Here is a 21,353-nt window from a genome sequence, read left to right as displayed (position 1 = left end):
TGTGCATTTACCCTTTTGGAAGGTACAATTAAAGAACTATAAGCATAGCATTGTTTTCATCGTAGCTGTGCCAAGCAGGTGATATTCATGGAAACAGTTTTTCCTATGGGCATTGATCTTGGTTCAACTACAGTGAAGGTTGTGGTATGTCATCCCGAGGGGCAGTTGCTTTTTTCTGCTTATGAACGACACAACACAGATCCTTCTGGAACTCTTCTTTCCATTCTTCACTTATGCGCTGAAAAATTAGGAGATATGGCTCTTGACGTCGCTATCACCGGTTCGGCAGGAATGAATATGGCCTCACAGTTTTCCCTCCCCTTTGTGCAGGAAGTAGTGGCAGCAGCTCGCTATATTCGTCGCAGGATGCCGAAAGTGCGAACCATGATAGAACTTGGCGGAGAAGATTCTAAAATGATCTTCTTCGACGATAACCTCAACCCCGATATGAACATGAATGGAGCTTGCGCCGGTGGGACAGGAGCTTTTATCGATCAAATTGCATCGTTGTTAGGTGTTGGTCTCGATTCTCTCAACACTCTCTCTTCCAAAGGGAAAGCTATTTACACTATTGCCTCTCGATGTGGAGTTTTTGCCAAAACAGATATTCAGTCTCTTCTGGCACAACGAGCTAAACCGGAGGATATTGTCGCCTCTGTCTTTAAGTCTATTGCCCTTCATGTTCTCTCCTCACTCTCTCGTGGGAGAGCCATTCGCGGTCAAGTACTCTTTGCCGGCGGCCCCTTTTCCTTCTTCCCCGGCTTGCGCCAGTCTTTCATCTCTTATCTGGGCCTTGATCAAAATCACGACATTGCTGCATATGACCATCCCAGATTATTGCCAGCCCTCGGCACTGCCCTTTTTCATGAAAGCAACGAGAAAAATAGCGTATCTTTGGGCAAACTTATATCTCGTTTATCAGAAAAATCGGGGCATATCCATATCATTAGGACGGATTTACCTCCTCTATTCGAGAGCAAAAAAGAGAGATTCCTTTGGGAAGAACGTCACAGACAATACGCCCTTCCTTCCGTTTCAGTCCAAAAAGCAGAGGGGCCTCTCTTTCTTGGTGTAGATTCTGGTTCCACTACTACAAAACTCGTCCTCATAGACAAAAATCACAAGATGGTTCTTTCCCACTATGAAACAAATAAAGGGGATGTTCTGGGAATTACCCATCGTGCCATGACCAGTTTTAAGAAAACTCTCATGGGAAACCATCGAGAAGACCTCTCTATTGTGGCAGGAGCCAGTACTGGTTACGGGGAAGATTTAATCAGGAAAGCTTTGGACCTTCACCATAGCCTTGTAGAAACTATGGCGCATTTTATCGCGGCTCGCACCCTATGCCCCAACGTCTCTTTTATTCTCGATATCGGTGGACAAGACATGAAGGCCATGAGCATCAAAGACAACCACCTAGAAACTATAAAACTCAATGAAGCCTGTTCTTCTGGGTGTGGAAGCTTTATCCAAACATTTGCCGAGTCTCTGGGGCTTTCTATGGAATCTTTTGCTCAATATGCTTGCGAAGCTGGACACCCTTGCGATCTTGGAACTCGATGTACGGTTTTTATGAACTCAAGCGTGAAGCAGGCTCTTAATGAAGGAAGAGATATTCGAGACATTGCCGCAGGCTTGGCATACTCTGTAATACGAAATTCTCTCCATAAAGTCCTTAAAATACGTGACTATAGCGAACTTGGACCTGTTATTGTCGTTCAAGGAGGGACATTCCAAAATCCTGCAATCCTAAGAGCACTCGAAGTCATTACCAAGCGCCGCGTAGTAAGGCCAGTAGAAGCTGGTCTTATGGGGGCATGGGGAGCAGCTATTTATGTAGCAAAGCAGTGGCAGGAGGAAGCGGTGGAAGGGAAACATAAGGATATTTTCCATATTCTGGAGACATGGGAAGAACCTTCCGCCCAAAATTTCCGCTGTCATGGATGCACCAACAGCTGTACCGTAACAAGCCTTACTTTTTCAAGTGGGCAAAAATTTTATACTGGGAACAGATGCAGAAAGATTTTCAATAATGGACAAAGAGTTACTCGAGGGGATAATTTCTTCAAGACTCGCTACGACACTCTCTTCAACTGTCCCACAGAGCCGACAGGCTCCCCCGCGGGGACCATTGGGATTCCCAGGGCATTAAGCATGTATGAGCTTTATCCTTTCTGGTGCACGTTCTTCAGAGAGTGTGGTTATAAAGTGGTACTTTCTCCCCCTTCCAATGAAAACATCCATGAACGAGGCGTATCGTCCGTTATGGCTGAAAACATCTGCTTCCCGGCAAAACTTGCTCACGGTCATATTGTAGCCCTTACGGAAATGGGAGTAGACCGTATCTTTATGCCTATTATTGTTCATGAGCGGAATGAAATTAGAACAGCAAATAACAGCTATAATTGCCCTGTCGTCTGTAGCTACGCCGATGTAATCAGAAGCGCTCTCGACCCCGAAGGGCAATATCACATCCCCTTGGATAGCCCTGTTTTTTCCTTAAGAAAACTCGTCCTTTTCAATAAACAAGTCCACGAGTATGGGAAGTTCTTGGGAATAAACAGGCATCGTGTGGCAGTTGCTTTTAAAATGGCTCTCCATGCTCAACAACATTACGAAAAAACGGTACGAGAGGAAGCCCAAAAAGCTCTCGATGAAAGCAGAGCTGCGAAACGACATATATTGGCCATAGCCTGTCGCCCTTACCATATGGACCCTCTCATTAATCATGGGATATTTGACCTTATCGCTGATCTCGGGGCTGATGCCATACCGGCTGACCTCCTAACAGCACATTTCCCAGGGCATAGTCTCAGTAACTGCAAGGTCGTCACTCAATGGGCCTATACTAACCGTCTCTATGCTGGTGCCAAGGCTACCGCCAAGGAAGGCCTCGATTTAGTTCACATATCCTCATTTGGATGTGGGGTTGACGCTGTAACAGGAGATGAGCTGGAAGCTATCGTACGAGAAGCAGGATGCAGTTACTCTCTCATAAAAATAGATGAGATCGCTAATCTTGGAGCAGCAAGAATTCGACTCCGCTCCATTCTTGAATTCAATCGACCTTCACCTTCACAAAAACATGAAATTTTCTTCCATGAGGAACAAAAGATTTCACGAAAGAAAATCGTTATGCCTTGGTTTTCTGCTCTCTATTCACCTTTGTTACCTTCTCTTCTACAAGGATTAGGCCTAGAAGCAGAAATTCTTTCTCCGCAAACGCAACAATCCGTAGACATAGGGTTGGAATATGTTCATAACGATATGTGTTATCCAGCTATTGTAGTTATTGGTGACATTCTCAAAGCCTTTATGGAAAAGCAATATACAGCTAAAAACGCCGCTGTTCTTCTCACTCAAACTGGGGGACAGTGTCGAGCAACCAATTATGTGCCACTCGCCCGAAAAGCTTTAGCAAGCGCCGGTTTCCCCGATGTGGAAGTCCCTACTTTCGGTGTAGAAAATTTTGAAACGGCGGGATTTTATGTCTCTAAAAAAGATGCCGCACAGGGCCTACTCTACGGCTTACTCGGAGCTGATCTTTTAGCCTCTCTCTTTCTCTCTACGGCCCCAAGAGAGTTTTCAGGTGGAAGTGCAAAGACCATTTACCTGAAATACCTTCGCCATCTTGGAGATTTCCTTAAAAATAGAGGAACTTTTTCAGAACTTATAGACCTTATGGAAGAAGCAGTCGCTACATTTAATGGGCTTCCCATGAAAGAAGAGGATATTCCGCGAATAGGAATTGTGGGAGAGATATTTGTAAATTATAACGAGTTCGCCCAAGATTTTCTTGTAGATAAACTTATCGCCCATGGGGTTGAACCAGTGCTGCCTCCTCTCTCATCCTTTTTCTTTATGAAGTTCCGAAGCGATGTCTATAACTGGAAGGCGTATCTGTGTGAACCAGGATTACTCGATGTTCTAGGAAATCTCTTTATGGAAACGTTAACAGGTTATTTTGAAAGTAAATTAGAGGCCGTTTTAAAGAATTTCCGTTTCGCACTGCCTCGTCAAACTCTTAAAGCCCTCTCTAAGAAAGTAACTCGCGTCACCAGTCTAGCTAACCAGGCTGGAGAAGGGTGGTTACTCCCCGCAGAAATGATTGATATGTTAGAGAAGGGCATCAATCATATCGTATGCCTTCAGCCTTTTGGATGTCTTGCCAACCATATTACAGGTAAAGGAGTGGAAGGTGTATTGCGTCGGCTCTACCCTGAGCTGGATTTGCTCTGCCTCGACCTCGATCCCGGTACAAGTCGAACAAATAACGACAACCGTTTACAACTTTTAATTATGGCAGCAAAAGATGCTCTCATTCATGGGCAGGAGAAAAAACGGCTCGCTTAACTTTTTCTGTAAAAACGTCCTATCCAGACCTAGAAGGGGCATCCCTTCTAGGTCTAGCGCTGTGGAATAGAGAATTGGCATAACGAATGCGCTATTCTTCCACAAAACCTGCTAATTCCAGAATAGAAGCAAGAAGAATATCTGCACCCTTCTTAATATCTTCAACGTCTGTCTCTTCCTCTGGACAATGACTTCGCCCCCCAATGCTCGGGACAAAGATCATGCCCACATCAGTTATAGACCGAAGCAGTACCGCATCATGAACAGCTCCACTATTTATTTTTTTGTAAGGGGTACCTAGCTCTTTAGCTTTTTTCTCTAAAACTTCGATAACTTGAGGGGAGAGACGTACCGCTTCCAAAGAAGCAAGGGAAGAGATCCTGCTTTCTACATGACATGCTGTTGCAATATCTTGGATGCGCTCTTTCACTTTCTCTACAATCCTATCCATCGTCTTCTCACAAACATCGCGAATATCAATAGAAAAAGTTGCTCTCCCCGGTATAATATTCCATACATTTGGGCTGCACTCTATGTGTCCTACAGTTCCCACTGTAGTATCAGCCCCTTCCTTCCGCACAATTTCTTCTACCGCTAAAATCATACGGGAAGCAGCAAGAAGACTATCTTGCCGCAAGGCCATGGGAGTTCCGCCGGCATGATTCGCCACACCCTGAACATCTACCCTCATCTGCCGAAGACCGTTAATAGCTTCTACAATTCCTATTGGAACACCTGCTGCGTCAAGAGATGGCCCCTGTTCTATATGAAGCTCTAAAAAAGCTTTCACATCTCCAGGACGTAAAACACTGTTAGGCATGGAATCCGGATTATAGCCACACTCTTGAGCCATAGTGTACATAGACATACCCGCTGGGTTTTTCAGTTTTTTCAAGTCTTTCACTGTATATCGGCCAATCATAGCTTTGCTGCCAGCACAGCAAGGCCCAAAATTCGACCCTTCTTCTTCAGAGAAAATAACAACTTCCACCGGATGTATCGGAACAATCCCTTCATCTACCATTGTTCGCACCACTTCAAGAGCCGCGACAACACCGGCCACACCGTCAAATTTTCCGCCCTGTCGCACAGAATCAATGTGAGAACCACTCATCACTATAGGAGCATCAGGGTTCTTTCCTTCATATCGAGCACGAATATTACCTACCCCATCCACTGCAATAGAGAGATTCAGACCTTGAAGCGTTTCAATCAAAAAATCACGAACGTCTTTGTCCTGTTGACTATAGGTAAAACAGGTTCGTCCGGCCTTGTCTTTCCCCAATGAAGCAATGTGTTTTATATCGCGCTGAATACGTACCGGCCTTGTTTCGTAAACGGGAGCACAGGCCACTGATCATTCCTCCTTCGTATATTTATATTTGTTTATATAGTTTGACATTAATATATTATACCGTTAAATCCTGGATAAACCAAAAAAGGGCTAGACCTTCAGAAAAGTACACCCCAAATGTTAGATTTGAAATCTAACATTTGGGGTGCTGAACAAATGGGTAATGACGGCATCTACATGGTCTTACAAGCTGCACCATATCGTCTACGTGCCTTGAGGAAAAAGTTGCTTCTTTTCAATATCCATTTCGCCGAATTACGAGAGCATCTGCAGCTATTGCCCCTTCTCCTTCAGGCATAACGAAAACAGGGTTGATATCGAGCTCTAGTAAATCTTCTTCTATGCATGCCAACTGAGAGACCTTACTCACAATTTTCGCCAACGCCTCCACATCTCTATGGCGCTGTCCCCTCGCTCCTGAGAGGAAACCGTAGCCTTTCAACTTCTTAATCATGCAGAGGGCTTCTTTTTCATCTACCGGGGCATGACGAAGAGATACGTCGCTGAGCACCTCTACATAAATACCGCCTAAACCTACCGCTACAATAGGGCCAAAAACTGGATCCCGCTTTACTCCCACAATACACTCCATGCCGCCTTTTACCATTTCCTGAACGAGAAACCCTTGTATTTCGTGATCTGAAACATGTTTTTTTAAATTTTCTCTCGTCCTTTTCAAAGCATGGCGCATTTCATCAAAAGAGCGAATATCTAATGTGACAATATCAGCTTCCGTTTTATGAAGAATTTCTGCAGACATACCTTTGAGTGCCACGGGAAAACCAAATTCTTCTGCCGCATCAAAAGCCTCCTCCATATCGCGACAAAGCCGTTCCTTTGTTATAGGAATACGATATCTATCCAGTAATCGCTTTGCATCGTACTCTGTCAATTTAGGAGGGAAAGAGCGCAATATAGGATCTCGATACGCTACTTTCGTGATAGGGAAGGGGAGTCGATTCTCCCAATTTCTTAAAGCCTTCAAAGCCCGTGCACACTGTCTGAAACTTTGAAATATAGGGAAACCGGATGTTTTAAGGCGCTCAACAAAGGCTCCTCCATGATCGTTATCAATCATCCATACCGCTGCTTGAGGCTTATTGGTATTCTGGTAGCTCTTAACCAACTCATCTGCCATAAGGGCCCCCGCATCGCCAACAATCATGGAGAGAGCGGTGATCACCATGTCTATATTAGGATCATGAAGAGCCGCATTAAGAACGTGACGGAAATTCTCCGGCTTTTCTGAAATTTGAACGGTCATGTCCACTGGGTTTCTCGAAGCGCCAAATGAGGGAATCGCCTTCTCAATCTCTTGGCGAGCTTGACTTGAAAACTCTGGAACCTTCATTTTTAAATCGCTAAGACAATCAGCCATGACAATACCAGCACCACCGGAAGTCGTGAGAATAGCAGCCCTATCACCAGCAGTGCGGGGAGAAGCGCCAAAAAGCTGTCCAATACCAATAATATCGTCCATGTCTTTTAAAGGAATAACGCCATATTGGGCAAAAATTGCGTTCCAGACAGCATCATCTCCCGTAAGAGCGGCCGTATGGCTTCGTGCAGCTTCCTGAGCAGAGGGGGAACGCCCCGCCTTTAAGACGGCTACGGCAATATCTCGTTCTCTCGCTTCTCGAACCAGTTCCAAAAAGCGTTCCCCGTTTTCAATGCCTTCGAGATACATCATGAGAAGGCGAACTTCCGGATCGGTAATAACATATCCGGCACACTCTACAGCGTCAATATCAGCTTGATTCCCTGTCGTCACTACGTATCGATATCGAACGCCATGATCAAGCCCCACTCCAAAGGAAGAGAAACCAAAAGCTCCGCTTTGAGAAACAAAGGCCACGTGTCCAGGCGCTGGGGGTTCTGCATTGTAAAGAGCTCCTGAAAAAGTGAGGGGAATTCCTTCAGAGAGGTTCAGAAGCCCTTGACAGTTAGGCCCAAGAATGCGGATACTTCCTTTACGAGCGACATCCATCATTTCTTTTTGGAGCGATCCGTCGCCAGCTTCAGCGAAACCAGAAGAATAAATAATCACATGATGAATATCTTTTTCAATGCATGTTCGCAAAATAGATGGGACAAGATGGGCCTTAACACTAATAAGAGCCACATCAGCTGAAGTAGGGATATGAGCTAAATCTTTATAGCAGGGGAGGCCTCCCACTATATTGTACTTGGGGTTAACAGGGTAGATAGTCCCATCATATCCAAAATGTTGTAACGCTTTAACCGTACGTCCAGTAAGGCTATCAAGATTGGCAGACGCACCCACAATAGCAATGCTACGTGGAGCAAAAAGAGGAGAAAGGGGATGGTTCTGACAATTCATTATGCGATGGCCTCCTTTTCACTACTACACCATAAAGGTTCTAAAAGCCTCAAAGAACGGAGGCAGGCTCGGCAATATAAAAGATAGATCTTTATTGTCTCGCTTGAAGACTCTGAAGCAACAGCGCTCATCCAATCTCGAGCAGCATTGATAAGATTGAGGTGAGCTTCAACAAAGAGAGCCTTTTCTCTGCCCTTGAGTTGGATGTCTTCTTCGTGAGGAACAGAAATAGCCTCAATATCTTTCCGCAATGTGTTAATGAGTAAGCGCGTATTCTCAAGAAAATCTGCGGAAATTACAATATTTCCGTCCCTGTTCAAAGATCCGTTCACATAGGAAATGTATCGATCTATGGAAGAAAGGATGGTGCTGCGTGTATCTTCTTCTGGAAGGGACGCGTCATTTGCTTCCAGCGCATTTACCGTCTGCTCAAGCAAAGTAAACCCACTTGGATTTACGGAGTTCTGGAACAAATCCACGTGCTCTCGCTTCATAACTCTCATCCTCCTATAATAGAAAATGGCCGTCCCCCGAGGACGGCCATCAAAGGCTAAGAGCTTAAAAGCGAAATTGCCCCTTTATTTCAAGAGAGGCTTTTCCACAAGCCTTCCCGAATCCTCGCGGGAACTTGCATCTCTTCATCAGGCCGGTCTCCTGGCTTGCTCTCACTCTTTGGGCCCCCTTCCCAGAAAAGAACTCTTTCCAGTGGCATGTGGTCCCATCGTCAAGCACACAGTGGCGGGTCCGCGCCGGCTTTTCACCGGACTTCCCGTACACCTGCTGAAGTTTTATTGTATTTATTACTTTACACTCTATTCGACAAAAAAGTCAATACAATTTATTTTTTAAAAGCATTTTCTCTTTTTTCATAAAAAATTATTCCTTATTAATAATATTTTTGAGATAAAAAAGATAAAAACAATGAGACCTCAATACTCTTCACATTCATGTAAATAAAGGAGTCAGGCAGAAAAGGAGAGCCTAAAAAATATTCTATTTATTTTTCCCTTCTTTTCCTTTACAATACCACCATGTTTCCTATAAGGAGGTAAAGAAGATGGACTGGGGTATGGTTCCTGGAGAAACTGTGGTCATTAAGTCGAAGGACATTACGCTCCGTGACATAGTGCAGGCTATAGTAGATGGTGCTGATACAGTTCCTGCAGTAAAAGAAACTTTTGGTCTCACCGATGCTGATGAAGGGGTGAACGACCTGGAAGACATTCTAGATGTGTTCGTACCTGCTATCGACGCTCTCCGTAACGGCGGGTGCAGTGGATGCGGTGGAGGCTGTTCAGGCTGTCACGGTCATTGCTAGTGTAGAAAATACAGAGACCGCCTAAAAAGGCGGTCTCTTCTAACTTTTAAGTGGGCAGAGCCCTTTTAGAAGGGGGCTTTGTCCATGTGTTCTTTTGACTCTTGTATCGGGATCTTTTAGGAACGAATCCGCATGGAATTCAAAATAACAGAGATGGAACTAAACGCCATGGCTGTTTCAGCAATTGCAGGGTGGAGCAGGGCCCCCATGGCTAACGGAATAGCAATGATATTATAGGCAAAAGCCCAAAAAAGATTTTGACGAATAACCGTAAAAGTTTGCCTTGAGATATGAATGGCATCAACAATAGCAGAAACTCCACCTTTCACTACTACCATATCTGCGCTGTCAATGGCAAGATCAGTGCCAGAGCCAATAGCTACGCCAATGTCTGCGCCTTTTAATGCTGCCGCATCATTCATCCCATCTCCAACCATAAGAACTTTTCGTCCCATAGTTTGATATCTTCTCAATATATCCAATTTTTCTCCCGGTCGAACTCCGGCATAAACTTCATTAATTCCTACTTGCTTGGCAACCGCCTGCGCAGTCCTTTCATTATCTCCTGTCACCATTACAGGAACGATGCCAAGCTCCTTCAGATGAGATACTGCCCGAACCCCATCCTCCCGAAGAGAATCTTCTATCGCAAGAAACCCCACAACTACGCCACCCTTTTGAACCTCTACTACTGTACGCCCCAACAGAAGCTGTTCATTGTACCTTGAAGGATCCTGAGGTTTCCCAATAAAGTATTCCTCTCCTCGTATGGTTCCTTTAACTCCCTCTCCCATAATCTCCTCCACGGAATTAGGTTCTATGTCTGTTCTTTTCACTGCCGCTACAGCTTTTGCCAAGGGATGGAGAGAATGTCGTTCTAGTGCCGCAACAGCTTCTAAATCCTCTTCTGAGACCTGGATATCTACAACAGAAGGATGCCCTTGGGTGAGAGTCCCTGTTTTATCCATGAGCACAATCCCAACTTCTTTTGCCGTTTGGATAGCTTCGGCATTTCGAATAATAAGTCCCTTCCTTGAAGCCGCGCCAGTCCCCGTAATAAGAGCCATAGGAGTGGCAAGCCCCAAGGCGCAGGGACAAGCAATGACAATGGTGGATATGAAGCCAAAAATGGCAAGAGAGAGGGGATCTCTGACAGTTGTAACCCATGGGAGGTAGCGAGCAGCGGTATCAAGAAAAAAGCCGAACCGATCCACTCCAAAATACCAGAAAAAAGCACTTATAAGGGCAAGAGTTGCTACGGCAGGAACAAAATAATTCGTTACACGATCGGCAAAGGCCTGTATGGGAATTTTCGCCCCTTGGGCTTCCTGAATAAGAGAGATCATCTGTGAAAGAAAGCTATCCTCTCCAACGTGTGTCGCCTGAACTTTTAAGGGACCTGTAAGGTTCAGAGAACCTCCCGTTACTCCGTCACCTTGTTTTTTCTGCACAGGTAAGGATTCCCCAGTAATCATAGATTCATCTACTGATGTGATTCCATCTGTAATACGCCCATCTGCAGGAATTCTTTCTCCTGGGCGAACAACGAGGGTAAAGCCTTCTTTTACTGCTTCAATAGGAATAGCTATTTCCTTGCCGTTTTCGTCAAGAACTCGTGCTTCTCGAGCTTGAATTTCCAATAAGGCCTTTATCTCCTTGGAAGCCCGGTCTCTTAAGTGAGACTCAATAAAACGGCCAGTTACATGTAAAGCAATAATCATTGCTCCAATAGACCCAAAAGAGGTTACATGCACACCGCTCAAAGAGAGAAAAGAAGTAGCCCATGCTGCGAGAGCACCTAAAGAAACAAGAACATCCATATTCGCATGGAAATGTGTAAGAGCAATCCAAGCCCCTTTCATAGAAGAGCGCCCCGCCCCAAAAAGGACAATAGCACCGCCCAGAATTTCTATAAATGGGAACCACGACATATGAAAACCTGCCATATGAGCAAACATGAAGGCCATTAGAGGGGCAGTAATAATCCAGCTGAGGGTTAAATTTTTACGCGCGATTTGGTAACGACGACGATCCAGATCTTCCGGTGCTTCGTAGGAGACATTATATCCAGCGCTACGAACTGCTTCTTCTAAAATTTCCATGGGAACGTCCTTCTCAAGAACAACAAATGCCGTCTCTGTGGCAAGATTCACTCCGGCAAAAATGACACCATCCACTTTTTTTAGAGATCGTTCAACCATTCTGGCACAGGTTGCGCATGTCATACCTGTTACAGAAAAAGAAACTTTTTTAGCGCTTTCCCCATTTCCCATTATTTCCTTCACTCCTTTTTCTCTCTATAAAAAGACTATCAAAAAGATAGGATTTATAAATATCATATCATAATACCCTATATATGTATGTAAAAAGAGCCGACCTCTCTCTGTCTCAGAAAGAAATCGGCCCTTGCCAAGGTACTTTATTATATATCTACCAATCTACACTCGTCCTCTTATTTTCCAACAGGAACAAGACCTATCCGATAGTCTCGACACTCTTCTCCCTGTCGACAAAGAGCGCTCATATGTTCCAAGCTTTTTACCAATGTCTGGCTTATCTTTAACGCCTGAGCGCATACATTCTTAGCATCTTGGCTTTTTCCTGCTTCCATAGCGTCAAAAACGCTGTGACCGAGACGATGCAGCTCTTCATGGCATTTCATAAGATCGTTCCACTGGTGTTCATCAATAACTTCTGGTTTCTCCATAAAGGAAAGGAATATCCCAAATTGACATCGAGTAGGATCTGTTTCCACATCCCATTTCCCTCCGTCTATATACTCCTTAAGGTGAGAGATCCATCCTTTGTGTGCTTGAATAGCCCCATCGGCAATTTCGGCAAAATCACATCGTTCTATTACTTGGACACGAGCCATATTTTTTAAAAGGGTATAGGCTTGACTTGAGCCTTCCTGAGTAAAAGCAAGGAGTTCTGCCACCGATTCCGTGAAAGAATCTACATTCCTCCCTAAAAGCTGAAATTCATTCTTCATGCAACCAGTGAGTTTGGTAACAGTCTCTGCAGAAGTCGCCAACTCTTGCGATGAAGCAGAAAGCTCCTGCGCGCTTGATGCTACCTGATGAGTGGATTCAGTGACACTTGTAATATCGCTCAAAATATCTCCCACTCCTTGTAGAGCATCAGAAACATGAACTACAGTTTGTTCTACTCGCTCTACAATAGCAGAAGCGTCGTTAGAAGCTCCCTGAACTTCGGAAACTAGCTCTTCCAGATTATCCCCTATATCTCGAGCCGCCTTGCGACTTTCCTCTGCCAGCTTACGAACTTCTTCAGCCACTACGGCAAAACCTCGTCCTGCCTCTCCAGCTCTAGCCGCTTCTATGGAAGCATTTAAGGCCAAAAGGTTTGTCTGATCTGAAATACCTGTCAAAACTTGAACCACAGATTGGATTAAAGCCACTTTTTCAGAGAGAGAGGCCGATCGTTGAGCCACTCCTAAGACATCTTTGCCAAGCTCTCGAATAGAACTTTCTGCATCGCCGAGCTTCTTTTGCCCATCGCCAGCCCGATCAGAAACACGGGTTACCACCTCATTCAGATTCTCCGCTAGATGGGCAAGGGATTGAGCCGTTGTTGAAATCTCTTCTGAACTAGCGTATTGGGCCTGCATAGCATCTGTAACTTGATTCCCAGCTTGCACTCCCTCGTTTACTTCTCGAGCCATCTCTTCAAAAGCACGAGAAAAAGAACCTAGCTTTCTTTCAAGCCGAAAAAAAACAAAAGTGAAAGAATGTAATTTTTGTATTATTTCTAAAAAAATCTTTCGGAATGTCGTTATGAAATCTGTAAGCATACGTCCCAACTGCCCCATCAAAGAAGATTTCTTCGTAATAGAATCTGGCGCGGAATTTCGCAAATCCACTGTTTCCCCCGAATTAACAGAATGAAACCACGCAAGAATCTTTGCTGCAGGAACAGCAAAAACATAACGGTCCTTCAAAAGACAAACACAAGCTAAAAGCAGAGCCCATACAAGAAGGACTATATCTCGACCAGGTCCTCCATACCATTTGTAAAGAACGGGTCCCCATAGAAAAACAAAAGCTGCAACGCAATAAAAAAAAGAACGATTATGTACCATATAAAAACGAAGCTCCCTTTCTATACTTTCTATTTCTCTTTTATGCCACAGAAGCAGAGTATCCTGCCTCTTCAAGAGTTTCCAAAACAAAAGCAACGTTATCGGTCTCGATAACGACAGATTTATTTTCCAATATCACCTCAAAGTTTCTAAAACCCTTTTCTTCAAGAGCTTTTGTAATTCTTTTTACACAATGTCCACAAGCCATATCTGGAATGTTCAGTACATATTTCTTCATGAAAATCACTCTCCTCCTCTCTTTATTTTGCATTCACAATGATATAGTTCTCAAACTAGTATCTTTTATAGTCTAAATACCCTTCTCTGTAAAGTTTTTGTCATGAAAAATTCTTAAAATGAATACTATATTGAGTACAAATCTCAACTTTATGGAGAACCCGCTACTGCAATTGGGGGAATACCAGATAGGAAATGAGTTTATGCCATATACAATTGCAAATTTTCGTCCTTTTGGCGTAGAATAAGGGCAATTAAAGGGGTGAGATTTATTTTGTTGTTCTTTTGTTCTTTTGTTCTTTTGTTCTTTTTTCCTTCCTTCCACCCTTCTTTATATGGTCTCACTCTTCAAGCTGTTTTTCACGGCGCCACTTTTTTACTCACTAAAGAGGGAGGTATATAAATGAACCTGATCCACTTTATTGACCCTGAGTTGGGAGCTGCTATTGAAGGGGAAAAACAGCGCCAAAATTTGACCATTGAACTCATCGCATCAGAAAACTTTGTTCCAGAAGTTATTCTTGAAGCCCAGGGATCTCTCCTCACGAACAAATACGCTGAAGGATACCCTGGGAGGCGATACCATGGTGGTTGCGAGTTTATTGACATTGTCGAAAATCTTGCCATCGAAAGGGCTAAAAAACTTTTTGGCGCTGATCATGCCAATGTTCAGCCCCATTCTGGCGTTAATGCTAACCTCGCGGTTTTTATGGCTATTTTAGAGCCTGGAGACGCTATCCTTGGGATGGACCTCCGCCATGGAGGACACCTTTCTCATGGAACACCCGTCAATATTTCGGGGAAATTTTTTAAAGCTCATTCTTATGGAGTAAAAAAAGAAACTGGCCTTATAGATTATGAGCACGTGGAAGAAATGGCCCACACCCTTCATCCTAAGCTCATTATTGCCGGCGGCAGCGCCTACTCGAGATATATCGATTTTGAACGGTTCGCTCGTATAGCTCACGAAGTTGGCGCTTATTTTATGGTGGACATGGCCCACATTGCAGGGCTGGTTGCTGCAGGCGTCCATCCTAGCCCTGTTCCACACGCTGATTTTGTAACTTTTACCACTACTAAAACTCTTCGAGGAGCACGGGGAGGAAACATCCTTTGCCGAAAGGAATATGCTGACCGTATCGATAAAGCTATCTTCCCTGGGATCCAGGGTGGCCCCATTCCTCAAATAATGGCGGCAAAAGCTCTTACTTTTAAGCTCGCCATGACAGAGGAGTTCAAATTATATTCCCGCCAAATTTTAAAAAATGCCCAAAAGATGGCCGAAATACTTCAGCTTCACGGTTATACCATCGTCTCAGGGGGAACGAACAATCATCTCATGCTTGTGGATCTGCGCAATAAACGTATAACAGGTCGGGAGGCTGAAAAGAAACTGGAAAAAGCTGGCATTACAGTAAACATGAACCTCATTCCCTTCGACCCAGAAAAAGCCACCGTAACAAGTGGCATTCGAATTGGATTGGCCGGAGTAACGAGCCGCGGGTTCCGGGAAGAAGAAACAGAAGCTGTGGCACAGCTCATAATAAAAATTCTAGAAAACTCCCAGCCCCAAAAGATCCAGGAATTCAGAGAAGAGGTAGAAACTCTCTGTGTAGCTCATCCAGTATATATGTCTCGCACGGAGCTTGCCATAAAACGCAACAACTGAGAAGGAGAATGGGGAGCTTTTCTATTCACCGACTGGAGTGAACATTTCGTCATAGGCAAACGGAGGAGGGAGAAATATGTCCCTTGAACTCAATCTTGCCACTATATTAATATTTTTTGCCCGATGTACTGATGTTTCTCTGGCTACAATGCGTATGCTTCTTCTTGTCAAAGGCCAGCGCTTCAAGGCATCGGCCATTGGTTTCGTCGAAATATCTCTCTACCTCATGAGTTTAAAATATGTTCTCGACGCGGGTTTAAACAGTCCTTTAAGCTTTATCGCCTATGCTCTTGGTTTCTCTACGGGAAATTTCCTAGGCTCTTTATTGGAAGAAAAGCTTTTAAAAGGACATACTATCGTAGAAATTATTCTAAACGATACCGAAGAAAGTCGTCATCTTGCGGAAAGGCTTAGAGATGAAGGCTTTGGAACCACTATTGTTGAAGGAGAAGGGAAAGACGGCCCCCGGCTGATTCTTAAGGTCATCTGCGACAGGAATGATCGTCAAAAGGTAATGCAAATAGGGAGTCAGGCCGGAGGCTTTGTCTTTATGGTCGATATTCGAAGCATATGGGGCGGATATTTTAATAAGAAAAAATAGCCACGCCCTCTCGATCTGCTACATATTCCTGCTACGGTGATGCTCCTATTGCAACTAAGAGAACTCGCTATGCACCTGTCATAATAGCTACAATAATATCCCCGATTGTATAAAGATCTCGCTCGGAAATATATTCTTTTGTGGTGTGGACATTCTGAGCTCCAGTTCCGAGGTTCACTGCCGGCAAACCCTTTTCGTTAAAGATATTAGCGTCGCTTCCCCCTCCAGTGGAGATAAGCACTGGAAGCAACCCACTTCTCCTAACGGCAGAGGTCGCCCACTGTACCACTGGGGAGGTCTCTTTTAGAGAAAAACCTGTATAGGATTTTTGAACTTTCGTCTGGACGGAAGCCCCACGTTTTGCTACCCTTGCCTCCATAGCATCTACCATGCTCTTTACAAGGTCTTCCAGCTTTTTTTCACAGAAAGAACGGGCTTCTCCTTCTACATAAACGCTATCGCAAACAATATTTGTGGCTGTACCCCCACGAATAATACCCACATTCGAGGTTGTCTCATGATCTATTCTGCCAATATTCATGGCAGCAATCCCTTCAGCTGCTGCTACAATAGCATTCACACCTTTTTCAGGGGCAATTCCTGCATGAGCCGCTTTTCCGGCAACAATCCACGAGAGGTTCACATGAGAAGGCGCCTGTACTACGATATGGCCTGGATCGGAAGAGCTATCTACAATAAAAGCCATAGAAGCTTGTAAATCTTCGCTTGTTAGACGCTTGGCCCCGACAAGCCCTTCTTCCTCTGACACGGTAAAAATCACTTCGATACCAGGGTGGGGCAATCTCTTTTCTATAACCGTTTCGAGGGCCTCGAGAATGGAAGCAATCCCCACTCGATCATCAGCTCCAAGAATAGTATTCCCGGAAGAATAAATCGCCCCGTCTCGCAATACAGGTTTTACAGGGTTCTCTAAAGGGACCGTGTCCATATGAGCAGCTATAGCAATCCACCCACTCCGTCCAGGGGTAGGAGAAAGAGTCGCAATAACATTACCACTACTGTCTTCTCCGTTCTTTTTTACCGAAAGCCCAAGCCTATGAAGACGGGGAGACAAATGTTGAGCAACAGCTTCTTCCCTACCTGATTCTGCTTTTATTTGCACAAGCTCCAAAAAAGTACGAAGCATGCGGGCATTATTTATCATTCCACAGCCCCCTAAATTAATTTGCTCCTATTATGCGTTTTTTTTCACAGAACGCAAGGATCACGAGACTTTTCAGAATAGTCTGTCCATTCCAAGCGCTATGGTAACGTCTCTTGAGAGTGCCCGACAAGAGCTTTAAGGTAATTCTCCAGAGTTCTGTCTATTTCCATGTTGAGATCATACATAAGAGACAAGGCTTCATTTCGAACAGATGCGCAAAACTCTTCATCCGAAAGTAAAGCAAGATTTGTTATGGCCGTAAGACACGATGACACCACAGTCCCTCTAATTAAAGCAAGGCCTGTTATGGCGTCGTTCACCGCAACTCTACATCCCAAAGCTGCCACATCTCGTAGCAAAGGGACAACTTCACGACAACATCGCAAGACCTCCAGAGGCACCACTACCGCTTTTTTCATGGTCTGCTCTCGAAAATGATCTCGAATATCCTCCTCTTCCGGAGTTTCTGTGGGAAGATGGCCTGTCTCGAGAAAAGAAGCATAGGCTTGAACGTCCTCTTCCATAAGGTAAAGGAATCGTTCGGCAAAGACCGTTGTTTTGTCTCGAATATGTTCCATATCAGGCCACACATGGTTATACCCCTCTTTCGAGCGAGTAAGGCGGGCCACCAAACCTCCCAGCGCTGATGCCAGAGCACCACACAGAGCAGCAACACTGCCTCCTCCCGGTGATGGGGTACCAGCAGAGAGCTGATCCACAAAACTTGCTACCGTCATATGTTGAAGCCTCATACTTCTTCACCTCCTTTTACCATCTTACACCATAATTTTCTCCGAAACGTCAGTCCAATACCCCCACAGCTTCTTCAACTGCATGAAGCACTTCGCTGCGATCCATAAGCTCGATAACTCTCCGAATAAGGGGGTGAATATAGTCGTCATGCTTCAAGAAGGGGACTGCGCTCCGAATAGAATCATAAGCGGCTCTCGTTCCTTTCCCCGGTTCCAACAAAATGCTGAAGTCCAAAGCTTGAGCAGCAGTAAGAAGTTCTATAGCTAAGACCTTGCGGGTATTATTCAAGATCATTCGACCTTTTCTTGCCCCATACGTTCCCATAGAAACATGGTCCTCCTGATTGGCAGAGGTAGGTATGGAATCCACAGAGGAAGGATGCGCAAGGACCTTGTTTTCAGAGACTACAGATGCTGCTGCGTATTGGGGAATCATAAAACCACTGTTAAGGCCACTTTCATTGATAAGGAAGGGAGGTAGCCCTGAAAGAGACCCATCTACAAGACGGGCAACTCGACGTTCTGAAATATTAGCCAATTCGGCCATGGCGATGCCGAAGAAATCCATAGCTAATGCTATTGGTTGCCCATGAAAGTTCCCCCCACTAATTGCTTCTCTGTCGTCTACAAATATAAGAGGGTTATCTGTTACAGCGTTGATTTCTACAGCAACCTTATCTCGAACATAGTCGAGAGCATCTCTACTTGCTCCATGAACTTGAGGAACACATCTGAGAGAGTAGGCATCTTGGACCCTGTTCTTCTTAAATTTCTCTATAATTTGGCTTCCTGAAACTATTCGGCGTACATTTGAAGCGACAGTCAGCTGACCATGGTATGGACGAAGAGCGTGGGTCCTTTCATCAAAAGCATAAGGAACGCCATGAAGGGCCTCAAGAGAGACACATGCCGCAATATCCGCTATTTTAGCCGTATTGTACCCATCATATACAGCAAGAGCAGCAATAGCTGTCATGACAGTTGTTCCATTATTAAGAGCAAGTCCTTCCTTCGCTTCTAGGGAGAGAGGTGTCATGCCAAGTTTACGAAGAACTCGTCGAACAGGCTGACGGCGCCCCTGATGAAAAACTTCCCCCAAGCCTAAGAGGGTTATAGCGAGATGTGAAAGAGGGCACAAATCACCGCTGGATCCAACAGATCCTTGAGAAGGTATAACAGGATGAATTCCACTATTTAGATAATCAGTAAGGCGTTGTAAAGTGCTCACTCGAATGCCAGAGTGCCCACGAATCAACGTGTTAATCCGAAGAAGCATAATGGCCCGAACTGTCTCTTCGTCAAAGGGTTCTCCTATGCCACAAGCGTGACTTTTCAGAAGGTTTTCTTGAAGTTGACGACGATCTTTTCTCGAAATAGGAACAGTGGCCAAGTCGCCAAAACCGGTATTGATCCCATAGATAACGTCGTTTCCTGAAGCCCATTCAGCAACAAGAGCAGAAGCTTTTTCAACCGCCTCAAGAGCCCCTTCGTCTAATTCCACTTTGGCATTATACCTTGCAACTCGTACGACATCTTCAATAGTAAGAGAGCAACCGTCGAGTTTTACGACGCCATTATGCATTAAGAGCCACCTCCTGGTATAATCGTAATATTTTAATTTAGTGTATACCTAAAAGCACACTTCTGGCAATCACTTTTCCCAGGAAGGACGAAAAAAATTCACAATTCTTTCTTTTTAGAATAAAAGCCAGGAGTCCTTATTTCTCCTGGCTTTCTTGTAAAAATGTTTACGCTCGGTAATTCTAAAAGTATTCGTTACCCCAGAATGGCTTTTAAATCTTCTTCCGGCGTCGTAATGGGCATGAGATTCAACTTTTCATGAAGGATATCGAAGGCAGGCTTTTTCACAAAAGCTGGTAGACTTGGACCAAGTCGCATATCTCGAATACCGAGATAGAGCAGGGAAAGGAGAATACAAACAGCTTTCTGTTCATACCACGAAAGTATCATGGAAAGGGGAAGGCTATTTACGTCTGTCTTAAAGGCATCAGCGAGAGCCATCGCCACTCGTACTGCCGAATAGGCATCGTTGCATTGCCCCATATCGAGAAGACGAGGGATCCCTTCGATTTCACCGAAATCCAGCTTGTTGAAACGATATTTGCCACAAGCAAGAGTTAGAATTATCGTATCTTTAGGTGTCATCGTAGCAAAATCAGTATAGTAACTCCGTCCAGGCTTCGCCCCATCGCATCCACCAATAAGGAAGAAATGGCGTATTTTACCTGCTTTCACAAGGTCTATAACTTTATTAGCAACAGAAAGAACTGTATTTCTAGCAAATCCTATGGAAATTCGATGTTCTGGTGAATCCTCAAGAAATCCAGGGGCATCAAGGGCTGCTTCAATGACAGGGGTAAAATCTTTTTCAGGACCAATATGTTTTACCCCAGGCCAAGCAACAAGCCCTGTAGTAAAAATCCTATTTTTGTACGAGTCCTTGGGCTTCTGTATACAATTTGTGGTCATAAGAATAGCACCGGGGAAACGATCAAATTCTTCCCGTTGATCTTGCCAGGCCCCACCATAATTCCCCACGAGGTGTTTATATTTTTTCAGCTTTGGATAGGCAAGACATGGTAACATTTCGCCGTGCGTATAGATATTGATATCCTTCCCTTCCGTCTGCTGAAGAAGAAGGTCTAAGTCTCGCAAATCATGACCTGATACTACTATAGATTTGCCTTTAAGCGGGGTTACTCGAACAGCGGTAGGCTCTGGATGGCCGTAGGTAGACGTATTTGCCTTGTCGAGAAGTTCCATAACGGAAATATTCCATTTCCCTGCCTCAAGAGCTTTCCCTACCAATTCATCTACGGTAAAAGTTTCACCACTGAGATAGCTCAAAAATTCATGGAAAAAACCGTAAATTGCCGGATCTTCCATTCCAAGAACATGAGCATGATCAGTATAGGCTGCACTTCCCTTCAGACCGAATAATATTAAGTCCCGAAGGCCCTGTATAACCTCCCCATATTTTGCGCTCCACGCTTCAGGGGTAACAGTAGCGCCATCTCTGATCATATCGTCTCTGTTTTGAGGCAGTACATAACGTGCTGGCCCAACAAGTATTTCTGGGATCTTCCCCGCAGTAGAACAGGCAACCTCATAGAGATGACGGGCTCTGTCTTTCATTGCCGCAGCCCGACGAAGCATGCTCTCCATCCGTTCTTCATCGAAGTTTACATTCGTAATTGTTGTAAAAAGAGCTTCTACAACAAAAACGTCCAATTCATGGTCACTAGAGCCGAGAAGCCTCGATCTGTGAGCATACATTGAAATTCCCTTTGTAATATGGATCAACAAATCCTGAAGATCGGCAACTTCCGGCGATTTGCCACATACTCCAAAAGCAGTACAACCCGTCCCTTTCGCAGTCTGTTCACATTGATAACAGTACATTTCTTCGTTCCCCTCCTTTTCTTCTCTCATCGACT

General features: G+C 44.6%; 14 protein-coding genes and 1 riboswitch. Of the genes, 4 read left to right on the top strand and 10 right to left on the bottom strand.

The window, feature by feature from the left end; genetic code table 11:
- Window positions 1–87: 87 nt before the first annotated feature.
- The gene (locus B4J50_RS05455; RefSeq protein ID WP_286953973.1) at window positions 88–4,356 is read left to right on the top strand and encodes an acyl-CoA dehydratase activase-related protein; all 4,269 of its coding nucleotides are present in this window, start codon (window positions 88–90) and stop codon (window positions 4,354–4,356) included.
- A 91-nt stretch (window positions 4,357–4,447) separates the two neighbouring features.
- Here the strand turns inward: B4J50_RS05455 and B4J50_RS05450 are convergent, their stop codons facing one another.
- From B4J50_RS05450 to B4J50_RS05440, 3 genes are all read right to left on the bottom strand, one after another.
- On the bottom strand, window positions 4,448–5,710 hold the full coding sequence (locus B4J50_RS05450; protein WP_286847716.1) for a M20 family metallo-hydrolase: 1,263 nt from the start codon (window positions 5,708–5,710) through the stop codon (window positions 4,448–4,450).
- 235 nt (window positions 5,711–5,945) lie between these two features.
- Window positions 5,946–8,051 (bottom strand): acetate--CoA ligase family protein, encoded by a 2,106-nt coding sequence (locus tag B4J50_RS05445; protein WP_286847717.1) that lies wholly within the window; start codon window positions 8,049–8,051, stop codon window positions 5,946–5,948.
- Window positions 8,051–8,545 carry a hypothetical protein gene (locus B4J50_RS05440; protein WP_286847718.1) on the bottom strand — a complete coding sequence of 165 codons (495 nt, stop codon included), beginning with the start codon at window positions 8,543–8,545 and terminating at the stop codon, window positions 8,051–8,053. Before B4J50_RS05440 ends, B4J50_RS05445 begins: the two co-directional genes overlap by 1 nt.
- Before the next feature lie 133 nt (window positions 8,546–8,678).
- Window positions 8,679–8,847, bottom strand: a riboswitch (cobalamin riboswitch).
- A 261-nt stretch (window positions 8,848–9,108) separates the two neighbouring features.
- Here B4J50_RS05440 and B4J50_RS05435 point away from each other — a divergent pair.
- Window positions 9,109–9,369 (top strand): hypothetical protein, encoded by a 261-nt coding sequence (locus tag B4J50_RS05435; RefSeq protein WP_286847719.1) that lies wholly within the window; start codon window positions 9,109–9,111, stop codon window positions 9,367–9,369.
- Window positions 9,370–9,485: 116 nt separating this feature from the next.
- On the opposite strand, the gene B4J50_RS05430 is transcribed toward B4J50_RS05435, so the two are convergent.
- The 3 genes from B4J50_RS05430 to B4J50_RS05420 form a co-directional block, all read right to left on the bottom strand.
- The gene (locus B4J50_RS05430; protein ID WP_286847720.1) at window positions 9,486–11,642 is read right to left on the bottom strand and encodes a heavy metal translocating P-type ATPase; all 2,157 of its coding nucleotides are present in this window, start codon (window positions 11,640–11,642) and stop codon (window positions 9,486–9,488) included.
- Window positions 11,643–11,821: 179 nt separating this feature from the next.
- Window positions 11,822–13,471 (bottom strand): methyl-accepting chemotaxis protein, encoded by a 1,650-nt coding sequence (locus B4J50_RS05425; RefSeq protein WP_286847721.1) that lies wholly within the window; start codon window positions 13,469–13,471, stop codon window positions 11,822–11,824.
- A gap of 40 nt (window positions 13,472–13,511) precedes the next feature.
- The gene (locus tag B4J50_RS05420; protein ID WP_286847722.1) at window positions 13,512–13,709 is read right to left on the bottom strand and encodes a heavy-metal-associated domain-containing protein; all 198 of its coding nucleotides are present in this window, start codon (window positions 13,707–13,709) and stop codon (window positions 13,512–13,514) included.
- 402 nt (window positions 13,710–14,111) lie between these two features.
- Here B4J50_RS05420 and glyA point away from each other — a divergent pair, with 402 nt between their 5' ends.
- Both glyA and B4J50_RS05410 read left to right on the top strand, forming a co-directional pair.
- Entirely contained in the window at window positions 14,112–15,377 is a 1,266-nt protein-coding gene (gene glyA / locus B4J50_RS05415; RefSeq protein ID WP_286847723.1) for a serine hydroxymethyltransferase, read from the top strand.
- Window positions 15,378–15,453: 76 nt separating this feature from the next.
- The gene (locus tag B4J50_RS05410; RefSeq protein ID WP_286847724.1) at window positions 15,454–15,978 is read left to right on the top strand and encodes a DUF2179 domain-containing protein; all 525 of its coding nucleotides are present in this window, start codon (window positions 15,454–15,456) and stop codon (window positions 15,976–15,978) included.
- A 67-nt stretch (window positions 15,979–16,045) separates the two neighbouring features.
- Here B4J50_RS05410 and B4J50_RS05405 read toward each other — a convergent pair whose 3' ends face one another.
- From B4J50_RS05405 to hcp, 4 genes are all read right to left on the bottom strand, one after another.
- Window positions 16,046–17,143 (bottom strand): M20/M25/M40 family metallo-hydrolase, encoded by a 1,098-nt coding sequence (locus tag B4J50_RS05405; protein ID WP_286847725.1) that lies wholly within the window; start codon window positions 17,141–17,143, stop codon window positions 16,046–16,048.
- A gap of 98 nt (window positions 17,144–17,241) precedes the next feature.
- Window positions 17,242–17,895 (bottom strand): cyclodeaminase/cyclohydrolase family protein, encoded by a 654-nt coding sequence (locus tag B4J50_RS05400; protein ID WP_286847726.1) that lies wholly within the window; start codon window positions 17,893–17,895, stop codon window positions 17,242–17,244.
- A 49-nt stretch (window positions 17,896–17,944) separates the two neighbouring features.
- A complete protein-coding gene (hutH, locus tag B4J50_RS05395) occupies window positions 17,945–19,477 on the bottom strand; it encodes a histidine ammonia-lyase (protein WP_286847727.1) in 1,533 nt (510 codons plus the stop codon).
- Between the two features lie 194 nt (window positions 19,478–19,671).
- The gene (gene hcp, locus B4J50_RS05390) at window positions 19,672–21,318 is read right to left on the bottom strand and encodes a hydroxylamine reductase (RefSeq protein WP_286847728.1); all 1,647 of its coding nucleotides are present in this window, start codon (window positions 21,316–21,318) and stop codon (window positions 19,672–19,674) included.
- Window positions 21,319–21,353: the final 35 nt, after the last annotated feature.

Source organism: Aminobacterium sp. UBA4908 (genome assembly GCF_002398115.1).
GTDB classification, from domain to species: Bacteria; Synergistota; Synergistia; order Synergistales; family Aminobacteriaceae; genus Aminobacterium; species Aminobacterium mobile.
The sequence above is the reverse complement of the archived record's forward strand: the minus strand, read 5'-3'. Positions and strand labels throughout refer to the sequence as shown.